This is a genomic window from Kitasatospora sp. NBC_01302 (genome assembly GCF_035976515.1).
In the GTDB taxonomy this organism is placed as follows: Bacteria; Actinomycetota; Actinomycetes; order Streptomycetales; family Streptomycetaceae; genus Kitasatospora.
Genome location: NZ_CP108404.1, coordinates 4767171 through 4787035, shown reverse-complemented (window position 1 = coordinate 4787035; position 19865 = coordinate 4767171). Strand labels below are relative to the sequence as shown.

At 70.9% G+C, this 19865-nt stretch carries 16 protein-coding genes; 8 read left to right on the top strand and 8 right to left on the bottom strand.

Translation table 11 applies throughout. The annotated features are described in order from the left end of the window. Nucleotides 1-94: 94 nt before the first annotated feature. On the top strand, nt 95-1606 hold the full coding sequence (locus OG294_RS20640; protein WP_442789187.1) for a CCA tRNA nucleotidyltransferase: 1512 nt from the start codon (nt 95-97) through the stop codon (nt 1604-1606). A 47-nt stretch (nt 1607-1653) separates the two neighbouring features. Here the strand turns inward: OG294_RS20640 and OG294_RS20635 are convergent, their stop codons facing one another. The 4 genes from OG294_RS20635 to OG294_RS20620 form a co-directional block, all read right to left on the bottom strand. Next, nucleotides 1654-2841, bottom strand: coding sequence for an LppU/SCO3897 family protein (locus OG294_RS20635; RefSeq protein WP_327067984.1), 1188 nt, complete (start codon nt 2839-2841; stop codon nt 1654-1656). A gap of 104 nt (nt 2842-2945) precedes the next feature. Next, nucleotides 2946-4214, bottom strand: a complete 1269-nt coding sequence (locus OG294_RS20630; RefSeq protein WP_327071611.1) for an MFS transporter — start codon at nt 4212-4214, stop codon at nt 2946-2948. Nucleotides 4215-4403: 189 nt separating this feature from the next. Next, a complete protein-coding gene (locus OG294_RS20625; protein ID WP_327067983.1) occupies nt 4404-5486 on the bottom strand; it encodes an inositol-3-phosphate synthase in 1083 nt (360 codons plus the stop codon). Nucleotides 5487-5621: 135 nt separating this feature from the next. Then, entirely contained in the window at nt 5622-6305 is a 684-nt protein-coding gene (locus tag OG294_RS20620) for a PadR family transcriptional regulator (protein ID WP_327067982.1), read from the bottom strand. A 415-nt stretch (nt 6306-6720) separates the two neighbouring features. Here OG294_RS20620 and OG294_RS20615 point away from each other — a divergent pair, with 415 nt between their 5' ends. Continuing rightward, entirely contained in the window at nt 6721-9564 is a 2844-nt protein-coding gene (locus tag OG294_RS20615; RefSeq protein WP_327067981.1) for a transglycosylase domain-containing protein, read from the top strand. 120 nt (nt 9565-9684) lie between these two features. After that, nucleotides 9685-11259 (top strand): glycosyltransferase family 87 protein, encoded by a 1575-nt coding sequence (locus OG294_RS20610; protein ID WP_327067980.1) that lies wholly within the window; start codon nt 9685-9687, stop codon nt 11257-11259. A gap of 31 nt (nt 11260-11290) precedes the next feature. Here OG294_RS20610 and OG294_RS20605 read toward each other — a convergent pair whose 3' ends face one another. The 3 genes from OG294_RS20605 to OG294_RS20595 all read right to left on the bottom strand — a co-directional run bounded on the left by OG294_RS20605 (nt 11291) and on the right by OG294_RS20595 (nt 14138). Continuing rightward, nucleotides 11291-12415 carry an alanine racemase gene (locus OG294_RS20605; protein ID WP_327067979.1) on the bottom strand — a complete coding sequence of 375 codons (1125 nt, stop codon included), beginning with the start codon at nt 12413-12415 and terminating at the stop codon, nt 11291-11293. Between the two features lie 62 nt (nt 12416-12477). Then, nucleotides 12478-13596: a lipid II:glycine glycyltransferase FemX gene (locus OG294_RS20600; protein ID WP_327067978.1), complete on the bottom strand. Its 1119-nt coding sequence runs from the start codon at nt 13594-13596 to the stop codon at nt 12478-12480. 236 nt (nt 13597-13832) lie between these two features. After that, complete coding sequence (locus tag OG294_RS20595; RefSeq protein ID WP_327067977.1) at nt 13833-14138, bottom strand: hypothetical protein; 306 nt, start codon at nt 14136-14138, stop codon at nt 13833-13835. Between the two features lie 339 nt (nt 14139-14477). Here OG294_RS20595 and rpsF point away from each other — a divergent pair, with 339 nt between their 5' ends. The 4 genes from rpsF to rplI all read left to right on the top strand — a co-directional run bounded on the left by rpsF (nt 14478) and on the right by rplI (nt 16260). Further along, a complete protein-coding gene (gene rpsF, locus OG294_RS20590) occupies nt 14478-14768 on the top strand; it encodes a 30S ribosomal protein S6 (protein WP_327067976.1) in 291 nt (96 codons plus the stop codon). Nucleotides 14769-14869: 101 nt separating this feature from the next. After that, nucleotides 14870-15481: a single-stranded DNA-binding protein gene (locus OG294_RS20585; RefSeq protein ID WP_327067975.1), complete on the top strand. Its 612-nt coding sequence runs from the start codon at nt 14870-14872 to the stop codon at nt 15479-15481. 78 nt (nt 15482-15559) lie between these two features. Continuing rightward, a complete protein-coding gene (gene rpsR, locus OG294_RS20580; protein ID WP_030304537.1) occupies nt 15560-15796 on the top strand; it encodes a 30S ribosomal protein S18 in 237 nt (78 codons plus the stop codon). A gap of 17 nt (nt 15797-15813) precedes the next feature. Continuing rightward, the gene (gene rplI / locus OG294_RS20575; RefSeq protein WP_327067974.1) at nt 15814-16260 is read left to right on the top strand and encodes a 50S ribosomal protein L9; all 447 of its coding nucleotides are present in this window, start codon (nt 15814-15816) and stop codon (nt 16258-16260) included. Between the two features lie 136 nt (nt 16261-16396). On the opposite strand, the gene OG294_RS20570 is transcribed toward rplI, so the two are convergent. Further along, nucleotides 16397-17764: an MATE family efflux transporter gene (locus OG294_RS20570; protein ID WP_327067973.1), complete on the bottom strand. Its 1368-nt coding sequence runs from the start codon at nt 17762-17764 to the stop codon at nt 16397-16399. A gap of 566 nt (nt 17765-18330) precedes the next feature. On the opposite strand from OG294_RS20570, the gene dnaB reads away from it, so the two are divergent. Continuing rightward, nucleotides 18331-19779 carry a replicative DNA helicase gene (gene dnaB, locus OG294_RS20565; protein ID WP_327071610.1) on the top strand — a complete coding sequence of 483 codons (1449 nt, stop codon included), beginning with the start codon at nt 18331-18333 and terminating at the stop codon, nt 19777-19779. The last annotated feature ends 86 nt before the right edge of the window (nt 19780-19865 follow it).

Below are 19865 nucleotides of genomic sequence, written 5' to 3'. Positions count from 1 at the left end.
GTTGCGGGCCTTGGGATGGGCAGGGTCGGGAGGTGATCGGCACCGGAAAAAGGAGCGGGCTGCCGACCGGCTCGGGCACGTACCCTTGTGTGCCGTGCCCAACGCCAATGAACCCACCGCCGCCCCCGCTGCCGCTCCTGCCCAGGCCACCGGCCCTGTCGCAGCCCTGCCAGGCCTGAGCGAGGCCCAGACACGGGGGCTGCAGGAGCTGCTCCGGGTCTCCCCGGTCGCGGACGAGATCGCCCGGCGGTTCCAGGAGGCCGGCTTCCGGCTGGCCCTGGTGGGTGGGTCGGTGCGCGACGCGCTGCTCGGCCGGCTCGGCAACGACCTGGACTTCACCACCGACGCCCGGCCGGGGCAGGTGCTCAAGCTGGTCAAGGGCTGGGCGGACGCGGTGTGGGACGTCGGCATCGCCTTCGGCACGGTCGGTGCCCGCAAGGACACGCCGACCGGCAGCTTCCTGATCGAGATCACCACCTACCGCAGCGAGGCCTACGACCGCACCTCGCGCAAGCCCGAGGTCACCTACGGCGACACGATCGAGCAGGACCTGGTCCGCCGGGACTTCACGGTCAACGCGATGGCGGTCGACCTGCCGGGGCGCGGCTTCGTCGACCCGCACCACGGGCTGGAGGACCTGGAGGCCAGGGTCCTGCGCACGCCGGCCACGCCCGAGGAGTCGTTCTCCGACGACCCGCTGCGGATGATGCGTGCCGCCCGGTTCGCCGCCCAGCTGGACTTCACGCCCGCCCCCGAGGTGGTGGCGGCCATGACGGCGATGGCCGAGCGGATCACCATCGTGTCCGCCGAGCGGGTCCAGGCCGAGCTGAACAAGCTGCTGACGGCCGAGTACCCGGTGCAGGGCCTGCGACTGCTGGTGGAGACCGGGCTGGCCGACCACGTGCTGCCCGAGCTGCCCGCCCTGCGGCTGGAGGAGGACGAGCACCACCGCCACAAGGACGTCTACGAGCACTCGCTCACCGTGCTCGAGCAGGCGATCGCGCTGGAGCAGGACGGCCCCGACCTGACGCTGCGACTGGCCGCGCTGCTGCACGACATCGGCAAGCCGCGCACCCGCCGCTTCGAGTCGGACGGCCGGGTCTCCTTCCACCACCACGAGATGGTCGGTGCCAAGCTCACCCGCAAGCGGATGCGGGAGCTGAAGTACTCCAAGGAGCTGATCGACGACGTCTCGCGCCTGGTCGAGCTGCACCTGCGGTTCCACGGCTACGGCGGCGGCGAATGGACCGACTCCGCGGTGCGCCGCTACGTCACCGACGCGGGCCCGCTGCTGGAGCGGCTGCACAAGCTGACCCGCTCCGACTGCACCACCCGCAACAAGCGGAAGGCCGCGACCCTGTCGCGGACCTATGACGGTCTGGAGGAGCGGATCGCCCAGCTGAAGGAGCAGGAGGAGCTGGACTCGATCCGGCCCGCGCTGGACGGCAACCAGATCATGGAGCTGCTCGGCCTGGCGCCGGGCCCGGTGATCGGCAAGGCCTACAAGCACCTGCTGGAGCTGCGCCTGGAGCACGGCCCGATGGAGCACGAGGCGGCGGTGGCGGCGCTCGAGCAGTGGTGGGCGCAGGAGCAGCGGGGGAACTGACCCGCCCGGGCCGCGGTGGCGTACCACCGCGGCCCACGGACGGTCCGTCAGACGCTGGTGCTCGAACCGGTCGAGTCGGTCGAACCGGTCGAACCAGTGGTGCCGGAGGAGCCGTCGGGCGCGGTGGGGGCGTCGGGGGCGTCCTTCGCGGCCAGGCAGAGGGCGAAGCTGGCGCCGCCGTCCTTGTGCAGGAGCCAGGAGGTGGCGGCGTGGTAACCGGAACAGGCGCCCTGCGGGTCGTCCACGGTGGCCACCTTGGCGAGCACCCGGTACTGCGCCTTGGAACTGCTGCAGGGGAGCACGGTGACGTCCGGATGGGCGTCGGGCTGACCCAGCGAGCCATGGGCGTCGCGCAGGCAGTCGCCGCCGTTCGCGGTGATCACCGAGCGGCCGGCCGGCCCCGAGTCGTCGCCGTTCGCGCCGGAGACCAGCAGCACCAGCAGCGTGATGCAGGCCGCCACCGAGGCCACCGGCAGCAGCAGCATCCAGATCGCACCGCGCTTGGTGAGCGGGGTGCCGGGGTCCAGCTGCGGACCGTGGGTTCCCGGCGCGGGTGGCGGGAGCTGACGGATCTTCTGATAGGCGGCCCGGGTGCGCAGCAGCGTGATCAGGGTGAAGAGCGGCGAGAGGACGGCCCACCAGCCGCGCACCAGGGTCCGCTGCGCCATCTCACGGACCGTCGCGGTGCCGCAGACCTGGCAGTACGGGCCGGGACGGCTGGGGAACTTCCACAGCACGATCACGCCCTGGTGGCCGCGCACCGTGACGTCCACCGCCGGGAAGCCGCCGCACACCCGGCAGACGGCGGGCGTGTCCGGCATCCCGGGGCCCGGGTAGCCGTACGCCGTCGCGAAGGCCGGTGTGCCGTACGGGTTCGGGCTGGCGTACGCACTCGGCGCGGCATACGGGTTCGGCACCGCGTAGGGGTTCGGCGCGGCCGGTGGCTGCGCCGGGGCCTGGGCGGGGGGCGGTGTCGGCGTCGGCTGGGCGAAGACCGGCGGCGGGAGCACGGCGGTCGGCGGCTGCGCGGCCGGGGGCTGTGCGGCCGGGGCCGGCGGGGTGGCGTCGACGGGCGTGCTGTCGACGGGCGTCGCGTCGACGAGCGTCGGGTCGGCCGGTGCGGGCTCCGCGGGTGTCACGGCCGCGGGCGCGGAAGCCGGCGGCGCGGGAACGCTCGGCGGATTCGGCGGTGGCGGTGGGATGTTCGGGTTCGGCGGCTGGGGCGGATTGCTCACGACGGCTCTCCGAGGATGGCACGACGGCCGAGGGGCGGCGGAAGTGGAGCGAAAACGTCAACTCGTTGGTGCGGACGTACCCTAGCGAGTCGCCGTGTCCCCGGTCACCGGGGCCCGGGCGGCGGTGTGCGCCGACCGGCCCGGGCGTAGAGCGCTGCACTCAGCGCGTAGACCGCGGCGACACCGAGCAGTACGCCCACGGAACGTCCGTTCAACGGCAGCACCAGCGCGGTGACGCCGGCGGCTGCGACGAAGGCGACGTTGAACAGCACGTCGTAGAGGGCGAAGACCCGCCCCCGGTAGTCGTCCTCGACCGCGTTCTGCACGATGGTGTCCGCGCAGATCTTGCTGCCCTGGGTGACCACACCGAGCAGCAGCGCAGCGGCCATCACCGGGCCGGTGTCGAAGAAGAGGCCCAGTGCCGGGACGAAGAGGGCGGCCGAGCCGAGGCAGGCGACCATCCAGCCGGTGAGCCCGAGCCGCCGGGTGAACCAGGGGCTGACCACGGCGGCCAGGAAGAAGCCGACCGCCGAGAAGCCGAGCGCCGTGCCCAGGGTGGCGAGCCCGGCCTGACTGTCGGCCGGGTCGTTGAAGGTGTAGCGGGAGAGCATGAGCACCGTGACGATCAGGACGCCGTAGCAGAACCGCGCCGCGGTCACCGCGGCGAGCGCGTGCACGGCGGGCCGGCTCTCCTTGACGAGGTGGCGCACGCCGTCGACCAGTGACCGGCCGGCCTGGCCGAGGGCCGCACGCAGGTCGGGGCGGTCGGGGTGGTGCTCGGGGCCGAGCAGGTCGGGGGCCATCCGGTGGGCGGCGAGCGCGGCGGCCAGGTAGAGCACGGCGGCCAGCGTGACGAGCGCGGCGTCGGCCCGTGGTCCGGGCGCCATCACCTGGTGGAAGAGGAAGCCGATGCCACCGCCGCAGGCAGCCGCGACGGTGCCCGCGGTGGGGGAGAGGGCGTTGGCGGTGACCAGTTGGGCCGGTGCCACGACGCGGGGCAACGCGGCCGAGAGTCCGGCCAGGATGAACCGGTTGAGCGCCGTCACCAGCAGCGCGGAGGCGAAGAAGAGCCACTCGGGCACCTGGCCGAGGAGCAGCCCGGCGGTCGCCAGGCCGAGGCCGAAGCGGGCCAGGTTGCCGAGGTAGAGCACCTGGCGGCGGCGCCAGCGGTCCAGCAGCACCCCGGCGAACGGGCCGATCACCGAGAACGGCAGCAGCAGCACCGCGAGCATGGAGGCGATGTCGGCGGGGGAGGACTGGTGCTCCGGGGAGAAGATCACGTACGAGGCCAGGGAGACCTGGAAGACGCCGTCGGAGAGTTGGGAGAGCAGCCGGGCGGCCAGCAGTCGGCGAAAGTCCCGGGAGCGCAGCAGCGAGCCGAGCGAGGCACGGTCGGTGTCGGGCGTGCTGGGAGCCGGGGCCTGCCGTCGGGTGATCGCCACGTGCTCAGGGTGTCATGACGGTGGCCGATGTTTCACGTGAAACATCGGCCACCGTCATGGTGCGGGGGTCAACCCGCTTGCTCAGCGCTCAGCCTTGACAGCTCGCAGGCTTCGCTGCGCTCAGCGCTCGACCTCACCGCGGATGAACTTCTCGACGTTCTCCCGCGCCTCGTCGTCGAAGTACTGCACCGGCGGCGACTTCATGAAGTACGAGGAGGCCGACAGGATCGGGCCACCGATGCCGCGGTCCTTGGCGATCTTCGCGGCCCGGACGGCGTCGATGATGACACCGGCGGAGTTCGGGGAGTCCCAGACCTCGAGCTTGTACTCCAGGTTCAGCGGCACGTTGCCGAAGGCACGACCCTCGAGGCGGACGTACGCCCACTTGCGGTCGTCGAGCCAGGCGACGTAGTCCGACGGGCCGATGTGGACGTTCTTCGCGCCCAGCTCACGGTCACGGACCTGGGAGGTGACGGCCTGGGTCTTCGAGATCTTCTTGGACTCGAGGCGGTCACGCTCGAGCATGTTCTTGAAGTCCATGTTGCCGCCGACGTTCAGCTGCATGGTGCGCTCGAGGAGGACGCCGCGGTCCTCGAAGAGCTTCGCCATCACGCGGTGCGTGATGGTGGCGCCCACCTGCGACTTGATGTCGTCACCGACGATCGGCACGCCGGCCTCGGTGAACTTGTCCGCCCACTCCTTGGTGCCCGCGATGAACACCGGCAGGGCGTTCACGAAGGCGACCTTGGCGTCGATGGCGCACTGCGCGTAGAACTTGGCAGCGTCCTCGGAACCGACGGGCAGGTAGCAGACGAGGACGTCGACCTGGCGGTCCTTCAGGACCTGCACCACGTCGACCGGCTCCTCGGCGGACTGCTCGATGGTCTCGAGGTAGTACTTGCCGAGGCCGTCGAGGGTGTGGCCACGCTGCACGGTGACGCCGGTCGGCGGCACGTCGCAGATCTTGATGGTGTTGTTCTCGCTGGCGCCGATGGCGTCGGCCAGGTCGAAGCCGACCTTCTTGGCGTCGACGTCGAACGCGGCGACGAACTCCACGTCCTTGACGTGGTACTCGCCGAACTGCACGTGCATCAGGCCGGGGACCTTACCGGCCGGGTCGGCGTCCTTGTAGAACTCGACACCCTGCACCAGCGACGCGGCGCAGTTGCCCACGCCCACGATGGCTACGCGAACCGAACCCATTCCGGTTGCTCCCTGTGATCTCGTGAGGTCCGCCGGAGACCGGCGGTCCTCGTCCTGCTTCTCATCTGACTGTCTGACGGGCGCACTGCGCCCACTTCCGCTGCGTGGCGCCAGGCGGACGCGGCGGCGGCACTCCTAGGCGGAGTGCCCCGGGCGGTCGTGCGGTGGCCGGGACGGAAGGGGGGATCCGTCCTCGTCGCCACGGCCGTCCGAAGACTGTGGTACGGCGGTTCTGCCCGGCGGGGCGGCGGTGCGCCCGGTCCGGTTGGCCCGCTCGGTCTCGATCAACTCGTTCAGCCAGCGGACCTCGCGCTCCACCGACTCCAGACCGTGCCGCTGCAGTTCGAGCGTGTAGTCGTCGAACCGCTCGCGGGTGCGGGCGATCGAGCTGCGCATCCGCTCCAGGCGCTCCTCGAGGCGACTGCGGCGGCCCTCCAGGACGCGCATCCGCACCGCCCGGTCGGTCTGACCGAAGAAGGCGAAGTGCACTCCGAAGTGCTCGTCCTCCCAGGCGTCCGGGCCCGAGTCGGCGAGCAGCTCCTCGAAACGCTGCTTGCCGTCCGCGGAGAGCCGGTAGACGATCTTCGACCGCTTGCCGTTCAGCGCCGTGGCCGGGACGTACTCGGTGTCCGGGTTGTCCTCGACCAGGAAGCCCTGGGCGACCAGGCTCTTCAGGCACGGGTACAGCGTGCCGTAGGAGAAGGCGCGGAACGAGCCGAGCAGCACGTTGAGGCGTTTGCGCAGCTCATAGCCGTGCATCGGGGCGTCGTGCAGGAGGCCGAGGACGGCGAATTCCAGCACTCCTGAGCGTCTGCTCACGCGGTCCGACCTCCCTTCGATGCCTCGGTCGCCAGTACCTCGCGACCGGCTATGCCGCTGCGATGTATCGACTCGATATATCGAGAACGATAGGCGGAGGTCACGATTGGGGCAAGAGGGGCACGGGTGAATGTGATCACAAGAGCACGCAGCGCTCCCAGCCAGGTCTCACCGAAGCCCCAGGAGAAGGCCGACCCGGGAGTTCTTGGCAACGGCCATGTAATGATCTGTTGCCCTTTCACGGCTCTTGTACGCAAATGCCCGATTGATGACTCATCAGGCATGCGTACGCTGTCGCGTGTGCACGAGGACCACCACCTGGGCAGCGGCCTGATCCCCGCCTAGGGCGGGTTGCGGGCATCGGAAGTGGATCCTGTCTACAGGCGTCCGTGCCTGGCCTAGGAGTTACTGGACTATGAGCGAACACCGGCGCCGGTCGGCGAACTCGGGCGGCGACGAGCAGCCGCCCGGCCGACCGAACGACCAACGCCCGTACGCCTACGGCTCTGCGCCTGAAGGCGCGCCGTCCTACGACACCCCGGGGCGGCCGCGTGCGGCCCGGCCCGCGGGTCCGCGGGGCCCGCAGGCGATGCGGGAGACGGCCCAGCAGCCGCGGATGACCCGCGCCGAGATGCGCAAGGCGGCCCAGAAGGGCGGCGGCGGTCGCAAGGGCGGCGGTCCGGGCGGCGGCGGTGGCCGGGACGGCCGGGGTGCGGGGGCCAAGCCGCCGGGCAAGAAGCGGTTCATCGACTACCCGCGCTGGGGCAAGAGCGGGGTGCGGCGCTGGCTGCCCTCGTGGAAGCAACTGCTGTCGGTCTTCCTGATCTTCTTCGGCGGCGGTGTCGCCGCGGTCGGCACCGCGTACGCGATGACGACGGTGCCGGCGCTCAAGGACATGGTGAACAACGCGCCCAACACCTATTACTGGGCCGACGGCTCGGAGATGACCAGCACGGGCAGCCTGACCCGGCAGGTCGTCCCGATCGGGGACATCAACAAGTCGATGCAGGACGCGGTGATCGCGGCCGAGAACGAGAGCTTCCGGACCGACCCCGGCATCGACCCCAAGGGCATCGCCCGGGCGATGTACAACATGGCCTCCGGCCAGGCCACCCAGGGTGGTTCGACGATCACCCAGCAGTACGTGAAGAACGCCTACCTGAGCCAGAGCCAGACCCTGAGCCGCAAGCTCAAGGAGTTCTTCATCACGCTGAAGATCAATCAGAAGATGTCCAAGGACGACATCCTGGACGGCTATCTGAACACCAGCTGGTTCGGACGCCAGTCCTACGGCATCCAGGCCGCCGCCCACAACTACTACAACGTGGACGCCAAGGACCTGAACGTCTGCCAGAGTGCGATGCTGGCCGGTCTGCTGAAGGGCGCTGGGCTCTACGACCCCTCGCTCAGCGCCAGCAACCACGCCAACATGTTCGGCACCCCGGCCAAGCCGGACACCGGCCGCTGGGAGTGGATCCTGGGCAAGATGGTGGAGACCAAGGCCATCACCAAGGACCAGCAGAGCCAGTGCCTGTCGGCCGGCCTGCCCGAGCCGGTCAAGCAGCAGACCGCGACCAACATGACCGGTCAGGTCGGCTACATCGTCGCCACCGTCAACAAGTACCTGGAGCAGAAGGACCCGACGATCACGGACGCCTCCCTCGGCCGGGGCGGCTACAAGATCTACACCACGCTGCAGAAGGACAAGGTCGACGAGCTGAGCGCGGCCGTCGCGCAGATGCAGCAGCAGAACCTCGACCCCGTCAAGCACCCCACCACCGACACCAACGTCCAGGTCGGCGCGGCCTCGGTGATCCCCGGGGACGGCGCGCTGGTGGCCCTCTACGGCGGTCCGGGGCAGGACAAGGGGCAGTACAGCAACAACGCGGACACCACCGGTGTCCCGGTCGGCTCGACCTTCAAGCCGTACGTGCTGGCCACCGCGATGCAGGTCGGCCTGCAGACCCAGACGGGGCCGGACGGCAAGCCGCTGCGGATCAACGAGGACAGCCGCTACAACGCCGACGACCTGAGCACCATCCGCCAGCCGGACGGCTCGCTGGTGAAGAACCAGGACGGCTCGGTCTTCCACCAGAAGAACGACGAGGACGGGCCGCAGGGATATGTGACCCTGCGCGACGCCATGATCAACTCGTTCAACGTCCCCTACGTCCAGCTCGGTGAGGACGTCGGCGGATCCAACGTGGCCAAGCTGGCCGAGCAGATGGGCCTGAGCGCGGCGAGCATGCCGGTCCAGAACCAGGGCACCGCCGCCTTCGCGATCGGCACCTCGACCCCGAGCGCGATCCAGATGGCCTCCGGCTACTCGGTCTTCGCCGCCCGCGGGCAGCAGGCCGACATGTACCCGGTGACCAAGGTGCAGCTCGGCGACAGGACGCTGAGCACCTTCACCAAGCCCACCCCGAAGACGGTGCTCGACCAGGCGGTGGCCGACAACATCACCAGCGTCCTGCAGGACGTGGTGGCCAAGGGCACCGGTAAGAAGGCGCTGGCGGTCGGTCGCCCGGTGGCCGGCAAGACCGGTACCACCGACAAGGGCACCTCGGCCTGGTTCGACGGCTACACCCCGCAGCTGGCCACGGCCATCACCATGTTCCGCGAGGACCCCAACCACCCCGGGCTGCAGTCCCTGGTCGGCACCGGCGGTCGGACCGAGTTCGCCGGTGGTGACCTGCCGACCGAGATCTTCGCCAACTACATGAAGGCCGCGTTGGCCAACACCCCGGTGGCCGACTTCCCGGACCCGGCGGCGGTCAACCAGGAGGTCGACGCCTCGGGCGCGCCGAGCACCGCCTCGCCCTCGCCGTCCACCTCGGCGTCGAGCTCGCCGAGTTCCACCCCGAGTTCCACCCCGAGTGCCCCGGCGAGCAGCCAGGCCCCGCCGCCGTCGCCCACCACCCAGGCTCCGCCCCAGCCGCCGACCGGTGGCGGTCCGGAGACCTGCCTGCCCGGCGTGGACTGCGGCGGCCAGCCCACCGCGTCCAAGCAGCCGCCCGGTGGCGGCAACGGCGGCGGTACCGGGGGCGGCGGTACCGGCGGTGGCGGCAACACCGGGGCTCCCGGTGGTGGCGGTTCGACCTGTGCCTTCGGGGACCTGTTCTGCGGCGGTGGCGGCCAGACCTCGGCCCCGCCGACCACCAAGCCCACGCACAGCGGGGGCGGTGGCGCCGGCGGTGCCACCGGAGGCCCGAGCAGCCCGGCCAGCGGCACGGCGAACCCCGGCGCTGCCGGGGGCTGAGGCAGCAGGCAGACGGACGAGGGCGGTCCCGCACTGGCGGGGCCGCCCTCGGCGGTTTCCGGCACGGATGCGCCGGACCGGTCCTCGTACCAACCGCGCGCGTGCGGCAGTATGTCCGCCATGACGTCCAGCACCCGTGACGAGATCCCCGCCGCCGAGTCCGCGGAGGCACAGGCCCAGGGCCCGCTGCCCAACACCGTGGTCGTGCCCGCGGACGAGGACCCGGTCGCGGCGGCCGGCAGCGAACTGCTCGGCGGCCCGCCCGGCCGGCGCGCCCTGCTCGGCGTCTCCTGGTGGGTCCCGGCCCGCTTCCTGGCGCTGGCCACCATCGTCACGTACATCGTCGGGCTCGCGCAGAAGCTGCCCTGCTACACCAGCGGCTGGTTCTTCGGCGCCACCGCGCAGTACACCCACGCGTGCTACAGCGACATCCCGCACCTGTACACCGCACGCGGCTTCGCCGCCGGGCTGCACCCCTACGTGGACATGCTGCCCTCGCCCACGCCGGACATGAAGTACCTGGAGTACCCGGTCCTGACCGGCGGCTTCATGCAGATCGCCGGGTGGCTGACCCCCACCGGCGGCATCATCGAGGACCGCGAGCGCTGGTTCTGGATGGTCAACGCCGCGATGCTGCTGATCTGCGCGGTGGTCACGGTGATCGCGCTCACCCGCACCCACCGCCGCCGCCCCTGGGACGCGCTGCTCTTCGCGCTGGCCCCCTGCCTGGCACTGGACGCCACGATCAACTGGGACCTGCTCGCGGTCGCGCTGACCGCGGTCGCGATGGCCTACTGGTCCTCCAACCGCACGGTCTGGGCCGGTGTCTTCATCGGCCTGGCCACGGCCGCCAAGCTCTACCCGGTGCTGCTGCTCGGTCCGCTGCTGGTGCTCTGCTGGCGCACCGGTCGCTGGCGGGCGTTCTGGCAGGCCACCGGCGGCGCGGTCGGCGCCTGGCTGCTGGTCAACGTCCCGATCATGATCGCCAACTGGGACGGCTGGGCCACCTTCTACACCTTCAGCCAGACCCGCAAGGAGGACTTCGGGTCCTTCTGGATGATCCTCATGCAGGACCGCAACGAGTCGCTGGCCGGCCTCAACAACTGGATCGCCGCGCTGCTTATCGCCTGCTTCCTGGGCATCGCCTGGCTGGGCCTGTCCGCCCCGCGCCGGCCGCGCTACGCCCAGCTGGTCTTCCTGATCGTGGCGGCCTTCGTGGTCACCAACAAGGTGTACTCGCCGCAGTACGTGCTCTGGCTGATCCCGCTGGCCGCGCTGGCCCGGCCGCGCTGGCGGGACTTCCTGATCTGGCAGGCCTGCGAGGTGCTGTACTTCCTCGGCATCTGGTCCTACCTGGCCTTCATCGGTGACTCCAAGCAGCACGGGATCGGCCAGAACTGGTACCACTTCGCCGTCATCCTGCACGTGGCCGGCACGCTCTACCTCTGCGTCAAGGTGATCCGCGACATCCTGCGCCCCGACCGCGACCCGGTGCGCTGGGACGGCAGTGACGACCCGTCGGGCGGGGTACTCGACTTCGCCCCCGACGTCTTCGTGCTCGGCGCGGCCCGCCGGCTGCGCGAGCAGGAGTCCTACGCGGCCTTCGCCCCATTGCCGGGCGCCGACTGGCTCGGGCACGAGCCGGAGGCCGACGTGCTGGAGGACGGCGTGCCGGGGCAGTCCCCGGGCGCCTAGGGGGGAGTCCGGCCGGGCACCCCCCCCGGGCCTACCGGTCCGCCAGCCGGTCGAAGTGCGTGGTGGTGTGCCGGACGTTGAGCGGCAGTTCGTCGCCGATGGCCGGGGGCTTGGTCCCCCCGGGCAGGAAGACGATGCTCACCTGCATGTGCGGCGGCTCGGCGAACCAGAGCTGGCGGCCGTTCCACTGGTAGGGCGACAGGGTGCGGTTGAGGCTGGCCAGCCCGGCCCTGGCGATCCCCTTGGCGCGGGGCAGCAGGCCCTTCACGTACGTGGGCGCCTGCAGGCCGATCCCGTGCGCGGTGCCGCCGGAGACCACCAGCAGGTGGCCGTCGGAGGGGGCCTTGTGCTGGCGGTAGCCGTAGCGCTCGCCGCGGGAGACCGCCGTCACGTCCAGCACGGTGGCCCGGGCGGTGAGCGCCTCGACCTCGCCGAGCCAGAGCCGGGTGCCGATCCGGGAGTGGAAGGTGGTCGCCGGGTGGCGGACGTTCAGCCAGGCGATGCCGCCCGCGTCCAGGTGGCTGAGGTAGATGTGCTCGACGGGCAGCGCGGCCGTCTCGATCGCCTGGACCCAGGCGGAGATCTCGGCCGCCGGGTCGGAACCGTCGGGGCGGTCCAGCGGCAGGTGCAGCGCGAAGCCCTCGATCACGCTCCCCGCCCCGCCCGTGGCCGCCGCCGCCTCGGCCAGGTGCGCGAGCTCAGCGGGCGCGATGCCGTGCCGGCGCATGCTGGTCATGCACTCCACCACCACCCGCCGGCGGCCCGGCGCCTGGGACAGCGCCCGCAGCGCCTCCACACCCGCCACCGTCCGCAGCACCGTGTCGTCCGGCAGCTCGGCGCCCTCCTCGCCGACCCGGTACGGCGTCAGGACCAGCAGCTCGCCCGGGAAGCCGCCCGGCCGGTCGCCGTTGCCGTCGCGGTCCCGGCCATCGCCGTCCTGGCCGTGGCCGCCGTCGCGGAGCAGTTCGGCGGCCTCGGCCGCGGTGCCGACCGCCAGGCACCCGGTGCCCAGCAGCGCCGCCTCCTGGGCCAGCCGGCGGTTGCCGAACCCGTAGCCGTTGCCCTTGGCCACCGGGACCAGCCCCGGGAACTCGGCCAGTACCGCGCGCTGATGCGCCCGCCAGCGGTCGGTGTCCACGTACAGCGAAAGGGTCATCGAGCTCTCCCCGGGGTGGTGCGGGTGGTGCGCGGTGGTGCGGCAGCGGCGTGGCGGGCCCGTCAGCGCCGGGACATGTAGATGTCGAGCGCCCTGTGCAGCAGCTTGTTCAAGGGGAAGTCCCACTCGCCCAGGTACTCGGCCGCCTGTCCGCCGGTACCCAGCTTGAACTGGATCAGCCCGAACAGCGGGTCGTCCTCGTCCAGCGTGTCGCTGATCCCGCGCAGGTCGTACACGCTCGCGCCGAGCGCGTACGCGTCGCGCATCATCCGCCACTGGATCGCGTTGGAGGGCTTGACCTCGCGCTTGTGGTTGGCCGAGGCGCCGTAGGAGTACCAGACGTGCTCGCCGACGGCGAGCATCGTGGTGGCGGCCAGCGGTTCGCCGTCCAGGTAGGCGATGTACAGCCGCATCCGGTTGGGGTCCTCGGCGGTCAACGCCGTCCACATCCGCTGGAAGTAGGCCAGCGGGCGCGGGGTGAAGCGGTCGCGTTCGGCGGTGACCTCGTAGAGCCGGTGGAAGACCGCGAGGTCCTCGTAGCCGCCCTGGACCACCTCGACGCCGCTCTTCTCGGCCTTCTTGATGTTGCGCCGCCACAGCTGGTTGAAGCCGCGCTGGATGTCGTCCAACGACCGGCCCGCCAGCGGCACCTGGAAGACGTAGCGCGGCTGCACGTCGCCGAAGCCGGCGCCGCCGTCCTCGCCCTGCAGCCAGCCGGACCGGCGCAGCCGCTCGGCCAGCTCGAAGGCCCGGGGCTCGTGCCAGTCGGGCTCGATGTCGCGCAGCCGCTTGGCCTGCCCGCCGGAGATCGCCTCCTTGATGGTCGTCGTCTCCCAGCGCCGGATCACCACCGGCGGCCCCATCTTCACGGAGAAGGCGCCCTGCGCCTTCAGGTGCGCCAGCATCGGCCGCAGCCAGCTCTCCAGGTCCTGGTCGAACCAGTCGATCACCGGGCCCTCGGGCAGGTAGGCCAGGTAGCGCTTGAGCTTGGGCAGCTGCCGGTAGAGCACCAGGCCCACCCCGACCACCGCGCCCGAGGCGTCCGTCCAGCCGATCGACTCGCTGCGCCACTCCGACTTCAGTTCGCCCCAGGACGGCACCTGCATATGGCTGGCCGAGGGACGGCCGCGCAGAAAGGCGAGGTGCTCCTCACGGGTGATCGTCCTCAGACGCAGGCTCATGCTCGGGATGCTCCTTGGAGTGATGACGGACCTCTGCTCTGTGACCCTATCGCCCGAATGGTCCGTTTCTGCTCCGTTTCGGGCGGGTCGCGCGCGGCGTGCTGACGGAACCATAGGGCCAACCGGGCGACCGGGTGCGGAACGTGGCGAACGGCGCCCTCCGGGGGAGAGCGCCGTCCTGAGCGCGGTGCGCGGACCGGTGGCCCGGCCGCGCGAGGCCCTTCCGGGGCCGGCCGCTACACGCCGCCGAAGAGGCCGCCGTGGGCGAGGGCGATGCCGAAGCCGAACGCCGAGGCGGCCAGTGCGATCACCAGGACGAAGCGCTCGGAGGTGGTGACGGAGATGAACTGGCCCCACAGGCCGGTGACGATGCCGCCCAGCCCCGTCCAGGAGGTCAGCATGTTGAGGCCGTGCCAGAACGAGGTGATGAAGGCCACCAGGCCGAAGATCACGGTCAGCCCCACCAGGGTGTTCTCCCGGGGGTGCGTGTGGCCGTCGGTGTTGAGGGTGAACGCGGGGAATCGGCGGATGGTCTGTGCCATGGAACCCACCTCCTGCGGAGGGCGAGCGCTGCGTGTGTGTACCCGTTCTGCCCAGATTGCGCCGCTTGAGACCCGACGGCAATCCATGAGTGTTTTGTTCGGCCGGATGGGTGCGGGTAGGCTGAGCGATCTGCACTGGTGTATCTGTGCCCTCCCATGTCCGCCGGCTGGCCGTTTCGGCCCCTGCCGGCCCGGTGGGGGCCCACTGTCCGACCCGGTGGCTAGCGTGGTTCCGAACCACGGTGGTCCGCGGTCGGCAGCGCTCCAGTGCCGACGCCGTACAACCCTCCTGCCACGGAGAGACCGTGGCCGCTGAGTCCAAAGGAGGTGGGTTTACCCATGCGTCACTACGAGGTGATGGTCATCCTCGACCCCTCGGTCGAGGAGCGCGCTGTCTCCCCCCTGATCGAGAACTTCCTCAACGTCGTCCGCACCGGCGGTGGCACCGTTGAGAAGATCGACACCTGGGGTCGTCGCCGCCTGGCGTACGAGATCAAGAAGCAGCCCGAGGGCATCTACTCGGTCATCGACCTCAAGGCCACGCCTGAGGTCGTCAAGGAGCTCGACCGCCAGATGTCCCTGAGCGAGTCGGTTCTGCGGACCAAGGTCCTGCGCCCGGACACCCACTGAGCCACCGCTGGGACTCCTGTTGAGTCCCGGACGGCTCATGTCCGATGTTTCACGTGAAACATCGCTGAACGGAACTCCTCCTCCCGAGAGGTCAGCACACCATGGCAGGCGAGACCGTCATCACCCTCGTCGGCAATCTCGTCGACGACCCCGAGCTGCGTTTCACCCCCTCGGGTGCGGCGGTCGCGAAGTTCCGCATCGCGTCCACCCCCCGCACCTTTGACCGTCAGACGAACGAGTGGAAGGACGGCGAGAGCCTCTTCCTCACGTGCAACGTCTGGCGTCAGCCGGCGGAGAACGTGGCCGAGTCGCTGCAGCGCGGCATGCGCGTGATCGTGCAGGGCCGACTGCGCCAGCGGTCTTACGAGACCAAGGAAGGCGAGAAGCGGACGGTCTTCGAGGTCGAGGTCGACGAGGTCGGCCCGAGCCTGCGCTCGGCGACCGCCAAGGTGACCCGGGCCAACCGGTCCGGTGCGCCGGGCGGTGGCGGCGGCGGCTTTGGTGGCGGCCAGCAGGGTGGCGGCCAGGGCAACTGGGGCGGCGGTGGCGGCCAGCAGAGTGGCGGCGGCTGGGGCGGCAACGCCTCCGGCGGCGGCCAGTCCGGTCCCGCTGACGACCCGTGGGCGTCCAGCCCGCCCGCTGGTGGAAACCAGGGTGGCGGCGGCTGGGGTGCCCCGTCCGGTGGCGGCTACTCGGAAGAGCCCCCGTTCTAAGAGCTGACAGATTTCGTGCGATCCGGGACACCACCCCCATCGGGTGGTTCCGGATCGTGATCCCATTTGGAGCACACCATGGCGAAGCCGCCTGCTCGCAAGCCTAAGAAGAAGGTTTGCGTCTTCTGCAAGGACAAGGTCAACTACGTTGACTACAAGGACACGAACCTGCTGCGGAAGTTCATCTCCGACCGCGGAAAGATCCGTGCCCGCCGGGTCACCGGCAACTGCACCCAGCACCAGCGTGACGTCGCCACGGCCGTGAAGAACAGCCGTGAGATGGCGCTGCTGCCCTACACCAGCACCGCGCGCTAAGAGAGGGTGACCAAGTAATGAAGATCATCCTCACTCACGAGGTGCCGGGTCTCGGCGGCGCCGGCGAGGTCGTCGAGGTCAAGGACGGCTACGCCCGCAACTACCTGGTCCCGCGTGGCTTTGCCATCCGCTGGACCAAGGGTGGCCAGAAGGACGTCGACGCGATCCGTCGTGCCCGCAAGGTGCACGAGATCCAGACCCTCGAGGCTGCCAACGAGTTCAAGGGCAAGCTCGAGGGCCTGCAGGTCAAGCTGGCCGTTCGCTCCGGCGAGGCCGGCCGCCTGTTCGGCTCGGTCACCCAGGCCGACGTCGTCGAGGCCGTCAAGGCCGCCGGCGGCCCGGTGGTGGACAAGCGCGCCGTCTCGATCGCCTCGCCGATCAAGACCGTGGGCACCCACAAGGTGACCGTCAAGCTGCACGCCGACGTCCAGGCCAACCTCGACGTCGCCGTCGTCGCTGCCTGACACAGGTCGCGGTAACGCACGACCGGCGGGCCGGTCCTCCCCACGCGGGAGGGCCGGCCCGCCGGCTTTTTTTGTGCGGTGGGTCGTCGGGCTCGTGCGGCGGCTCGGGGCGGCGGCGGGTCAGGGCGGCGGTGGGTCAGGCCCGGACGGCGCCGGTGACCAGCCAGCGGCCGGTGCGCAGCCGGGCGACCAGGAACGCGCAGCGCACCAGGATGAAGAGGTTCAGCGCCCACCAGAGCCCGGCCAGGCCCCAGCCCAGGTGCAGCGCGGCCAGGGCCGCCGGTGCGAAGGCGGCCAGGGTGCCCAGCATCGCCCAGGCCAGGTAGCCGCCGTCGCCCGCGCCGGTCAGCACCCCGTCCAGCACGAAGACCGGACCCGAGGCCGGCTGGGTCAGTGCGACCAGCAGCAGCACGGCGGCCAGCTGGGACTTCACGCCGGGATCGGCGCTGAAGAGCGGGACGTACAGCGGCCGGGCGGCCACCACCAGCACGCCGAGCAGTACACCGGCGGCCAGCCCCCACTCGACCATCCGCCGGGCCTGGGCCCTGGCTCCCGCGCGGTCGCCGGCCCCCAGGTAGCGGCCGATGATCGCCTGCCCGGCGATCGCGATCGCGTCCAGCGCGTAGGCGAGGAAGCTCCACAGCGCCATCGCTATCTGGTGGGCCGCCAGCTCCCGGTCGCCCAGTCGCGCCGCCACCGCGGTGGCCAGCAGCAGCACCGCCCGCAGGCTCAGGGTGCGGATCATCAGCGGCCCGCCGGCCCGGGCGCAGGCCCGGATGCCGGCCGCGTCGGGGCGCAGCACAGCGCCCTCTCGGCAGGCGCCGCGGACCACCACGGCCAGGTAGACGGCCGCCATCGCGTTCTGCGCCAGCACCGTGCCCCAGGCCGAGCCGGCCACCCCGAGGCCGGCGCCGTAGACCAGGGTGAGGTTGAGGCAGAGGTTGGCGGCGAAGCCGCCGACGGCCACCAGCAGCGGTGTCCGGGTGTCCTGCAGCCCGCGCAGCACCCCGGTGGCGGCCAGCACCATCAGCATCGCCGGGATGCCCAGCGTGCTGATCCGCAGATAGGTGACCGCGTACGGCGCGGCGGTGGCGGAGGCGCCGAGCAGCCGGGCCAGCTGCGGGGCCAGGGCGAGCGCGAGCAGTGCGACGGGCACCGCGAGCAGCAGGGCCAGCCAGATGCCGTCGACGCCCTGCTGGACGGCCGCCCTGCGGTCCCCGGCGCCGATCCGGCGGGCGACGGCGGCGGTGGTGGCGTAGGCGAGGAAGACGAAGACCCCGGTGAGCGTGGTGAGCGCGGCGCCGGCCACGCCGAGGCCGGCCAGCTGGGCGGTGCCGAGGTGGCCGACGATCGCCGAGTCGCCGAGCAGGAAGAGCGGCTCGGCGACCAGCGCGCCGAAGGCGGGCACCGCCAGCGCCAGGATCTCGCGGTCGTGGCGGCGGCGGTCGGCCCGCGCGGCCTTGGGGGCCTCGGGGGCGGGCGCGGTCGTGGGGCCACCGGTCATGCGGACACGGTAGCCAACCGTTAGTAAGTAGCACAAGCAGCTACGGCCATTACGAGAGCCCGTCCGGGCTGTGTGAAGTATTTCTCATGCACAGCCGGTGGAAAGACTCCTCGCAGGTCAGCGAGTTGACACCAGGCCGATCGTGTGGTTATCCACAGGACCTTCCACATGCTTGTGCACAGGTTTCGGGCAGTTGTCCACAGTGATGGGCCATCCATCCACACCCCCTGTGGATAACCGTGTTGGTCCGAGGCCCGATCGCCCCTTAGCGTGGTCGCTCATCCGACGCGCCGTGCCCCGACCCGGGCAGCCGTTCCGTCGGCCGCGTGGCGTATGAAGGAGGTGGCCCGGACCGTGTCCGCGTCCGCCCGACCAGGCCACCGCACCTTCGCACCACACTCGCACCGCTTGCTGAACGGGGAACACGCGTGACCGGCCCCCAGTACGACGACCACGACGTACCGCCGCCCCCGGAGGACGACTGGCAGCCGTCCGACGACGCCTTCGGACCCTCGTTCGCACCCGGTGGCTCCGGCGACGGGTTCCCCGACAGCCCCGGCGACCGCCTGCCGGTCTCCCGCGGCCGCGGCAAGGACGCGGCGGGCGGCGGCAAGGGCGAGTTCCGCAAGGACTTCCGCAAGCGCGACAAGGACGGCGACCGCGAGGCCGGCCGGGACGGCGCCGTGGAGGGCTTCGAGCGGGTCCCGCCGCAGGACATCCCGGCCGAGCAGTCGGTCCTCGGCGGCATGCTGCTCTCCAAGGACGCCATCGCGGACGTGGTCGAGGTCCTGAAGCCGATCGACTACTACCGCCCGGCCCACGAGCTGATCCACAGCGCGATCCTCGACCTCTACGCCCGCGGCGAGCCGGCCGACCCGATCACGGTGGCCAGCGAGCTGACCAAGCGCGGCGAGCTCACCCGGGTCGGCGGCCCCGGCTACCTGCACACCCTGGTCAACTCCGTCCCCACCGCCGCCAACGCCGAGTACTACGCGGAGATCGTCCACGAGCGCGCCGTGCTGCGCCGGCTGGTGGAGGCCGGCACCCGGATCGCCGGCATGGGCTACGCCGCCGAGGGCGACGTGGACGAGATCGTCAACGCCGCCCAGGCCGAGATCTACGCCGTCACCGAGCAGCGCACCAGCGAGGACTACGCCCCGCTCGCCGACATCATGGAGGGCGCGCTCGACGAGATCGAGGCGATCGGCTCCCGGCAGGGCCAGATGTCCGGCGTCCCGACCGGCTTCGCCGACCTCGACGCGCTCACCAACGGCCTGCACCCCGGTCAGATGATCGTCATCGCGGCCCGTCCCGCGATGGGCAAGTCGACTCTGGCGCTGGACTTCTCGCGGGCCTGTTCGATCACCAACGGGCTGCCGAGCGTGATCTTCTCGCTCGAAATGGGGCGCAACGAGATCGCCATGCGTCTGCTGTCGGCCGAGGCGCGGGTGGCGCTGCACCACATGCGCTCGGGCAACATGACCGACGACGACTGGACCCGGGTGGCCCGGCGGATGCCCGACGTCACCGCCGCGCCGCTCTACATCGACGACTCGCCGAACCTGTCGATGATGGAGATCCGCGCCAAGTGCCGGCGGCTGAAGCAGCGGCAGGACCTCAAGCTGGTGGTCATCGACTACCTCCAGCTGATGCAGTCCGGCGGCTCGCGGCGGGCCGAGAGCCGCCAGCAGGAGGTCTCCGACATGTCGCGAAACCTGAAGCTGCTGGCGAAGGAGCTGGAGGTCCCGGTGATCGCGCTGTCCCAGCTGAACCGTGGTCCCGAGCAGCGCACCGACAAGAAGCCGATGGTCTCCGACCTGCGTGAGTCGGGCTCGATCGAGCAGGACGCCGACATGGTCATCCTGCTCCACCGCGAGGACGCCTACGAGAAGGAGTCCCCCCGCGCGGGCGAGGCCGACCTGATCGTGGCCAAGCACCGAAACGGCCCGACAGCGACCATCACGGTGGCGTTCCAGGGCCACTACTCGCGCTTCGTGGACATGACGCGCGACTAGGAGTCTCTTGAAGATCTTGCTCTGACCGCCCGATTTGCGACAGATTGCCAGTAAATGTCAATCAGGTCGAACTGGTGCAAGCCGGG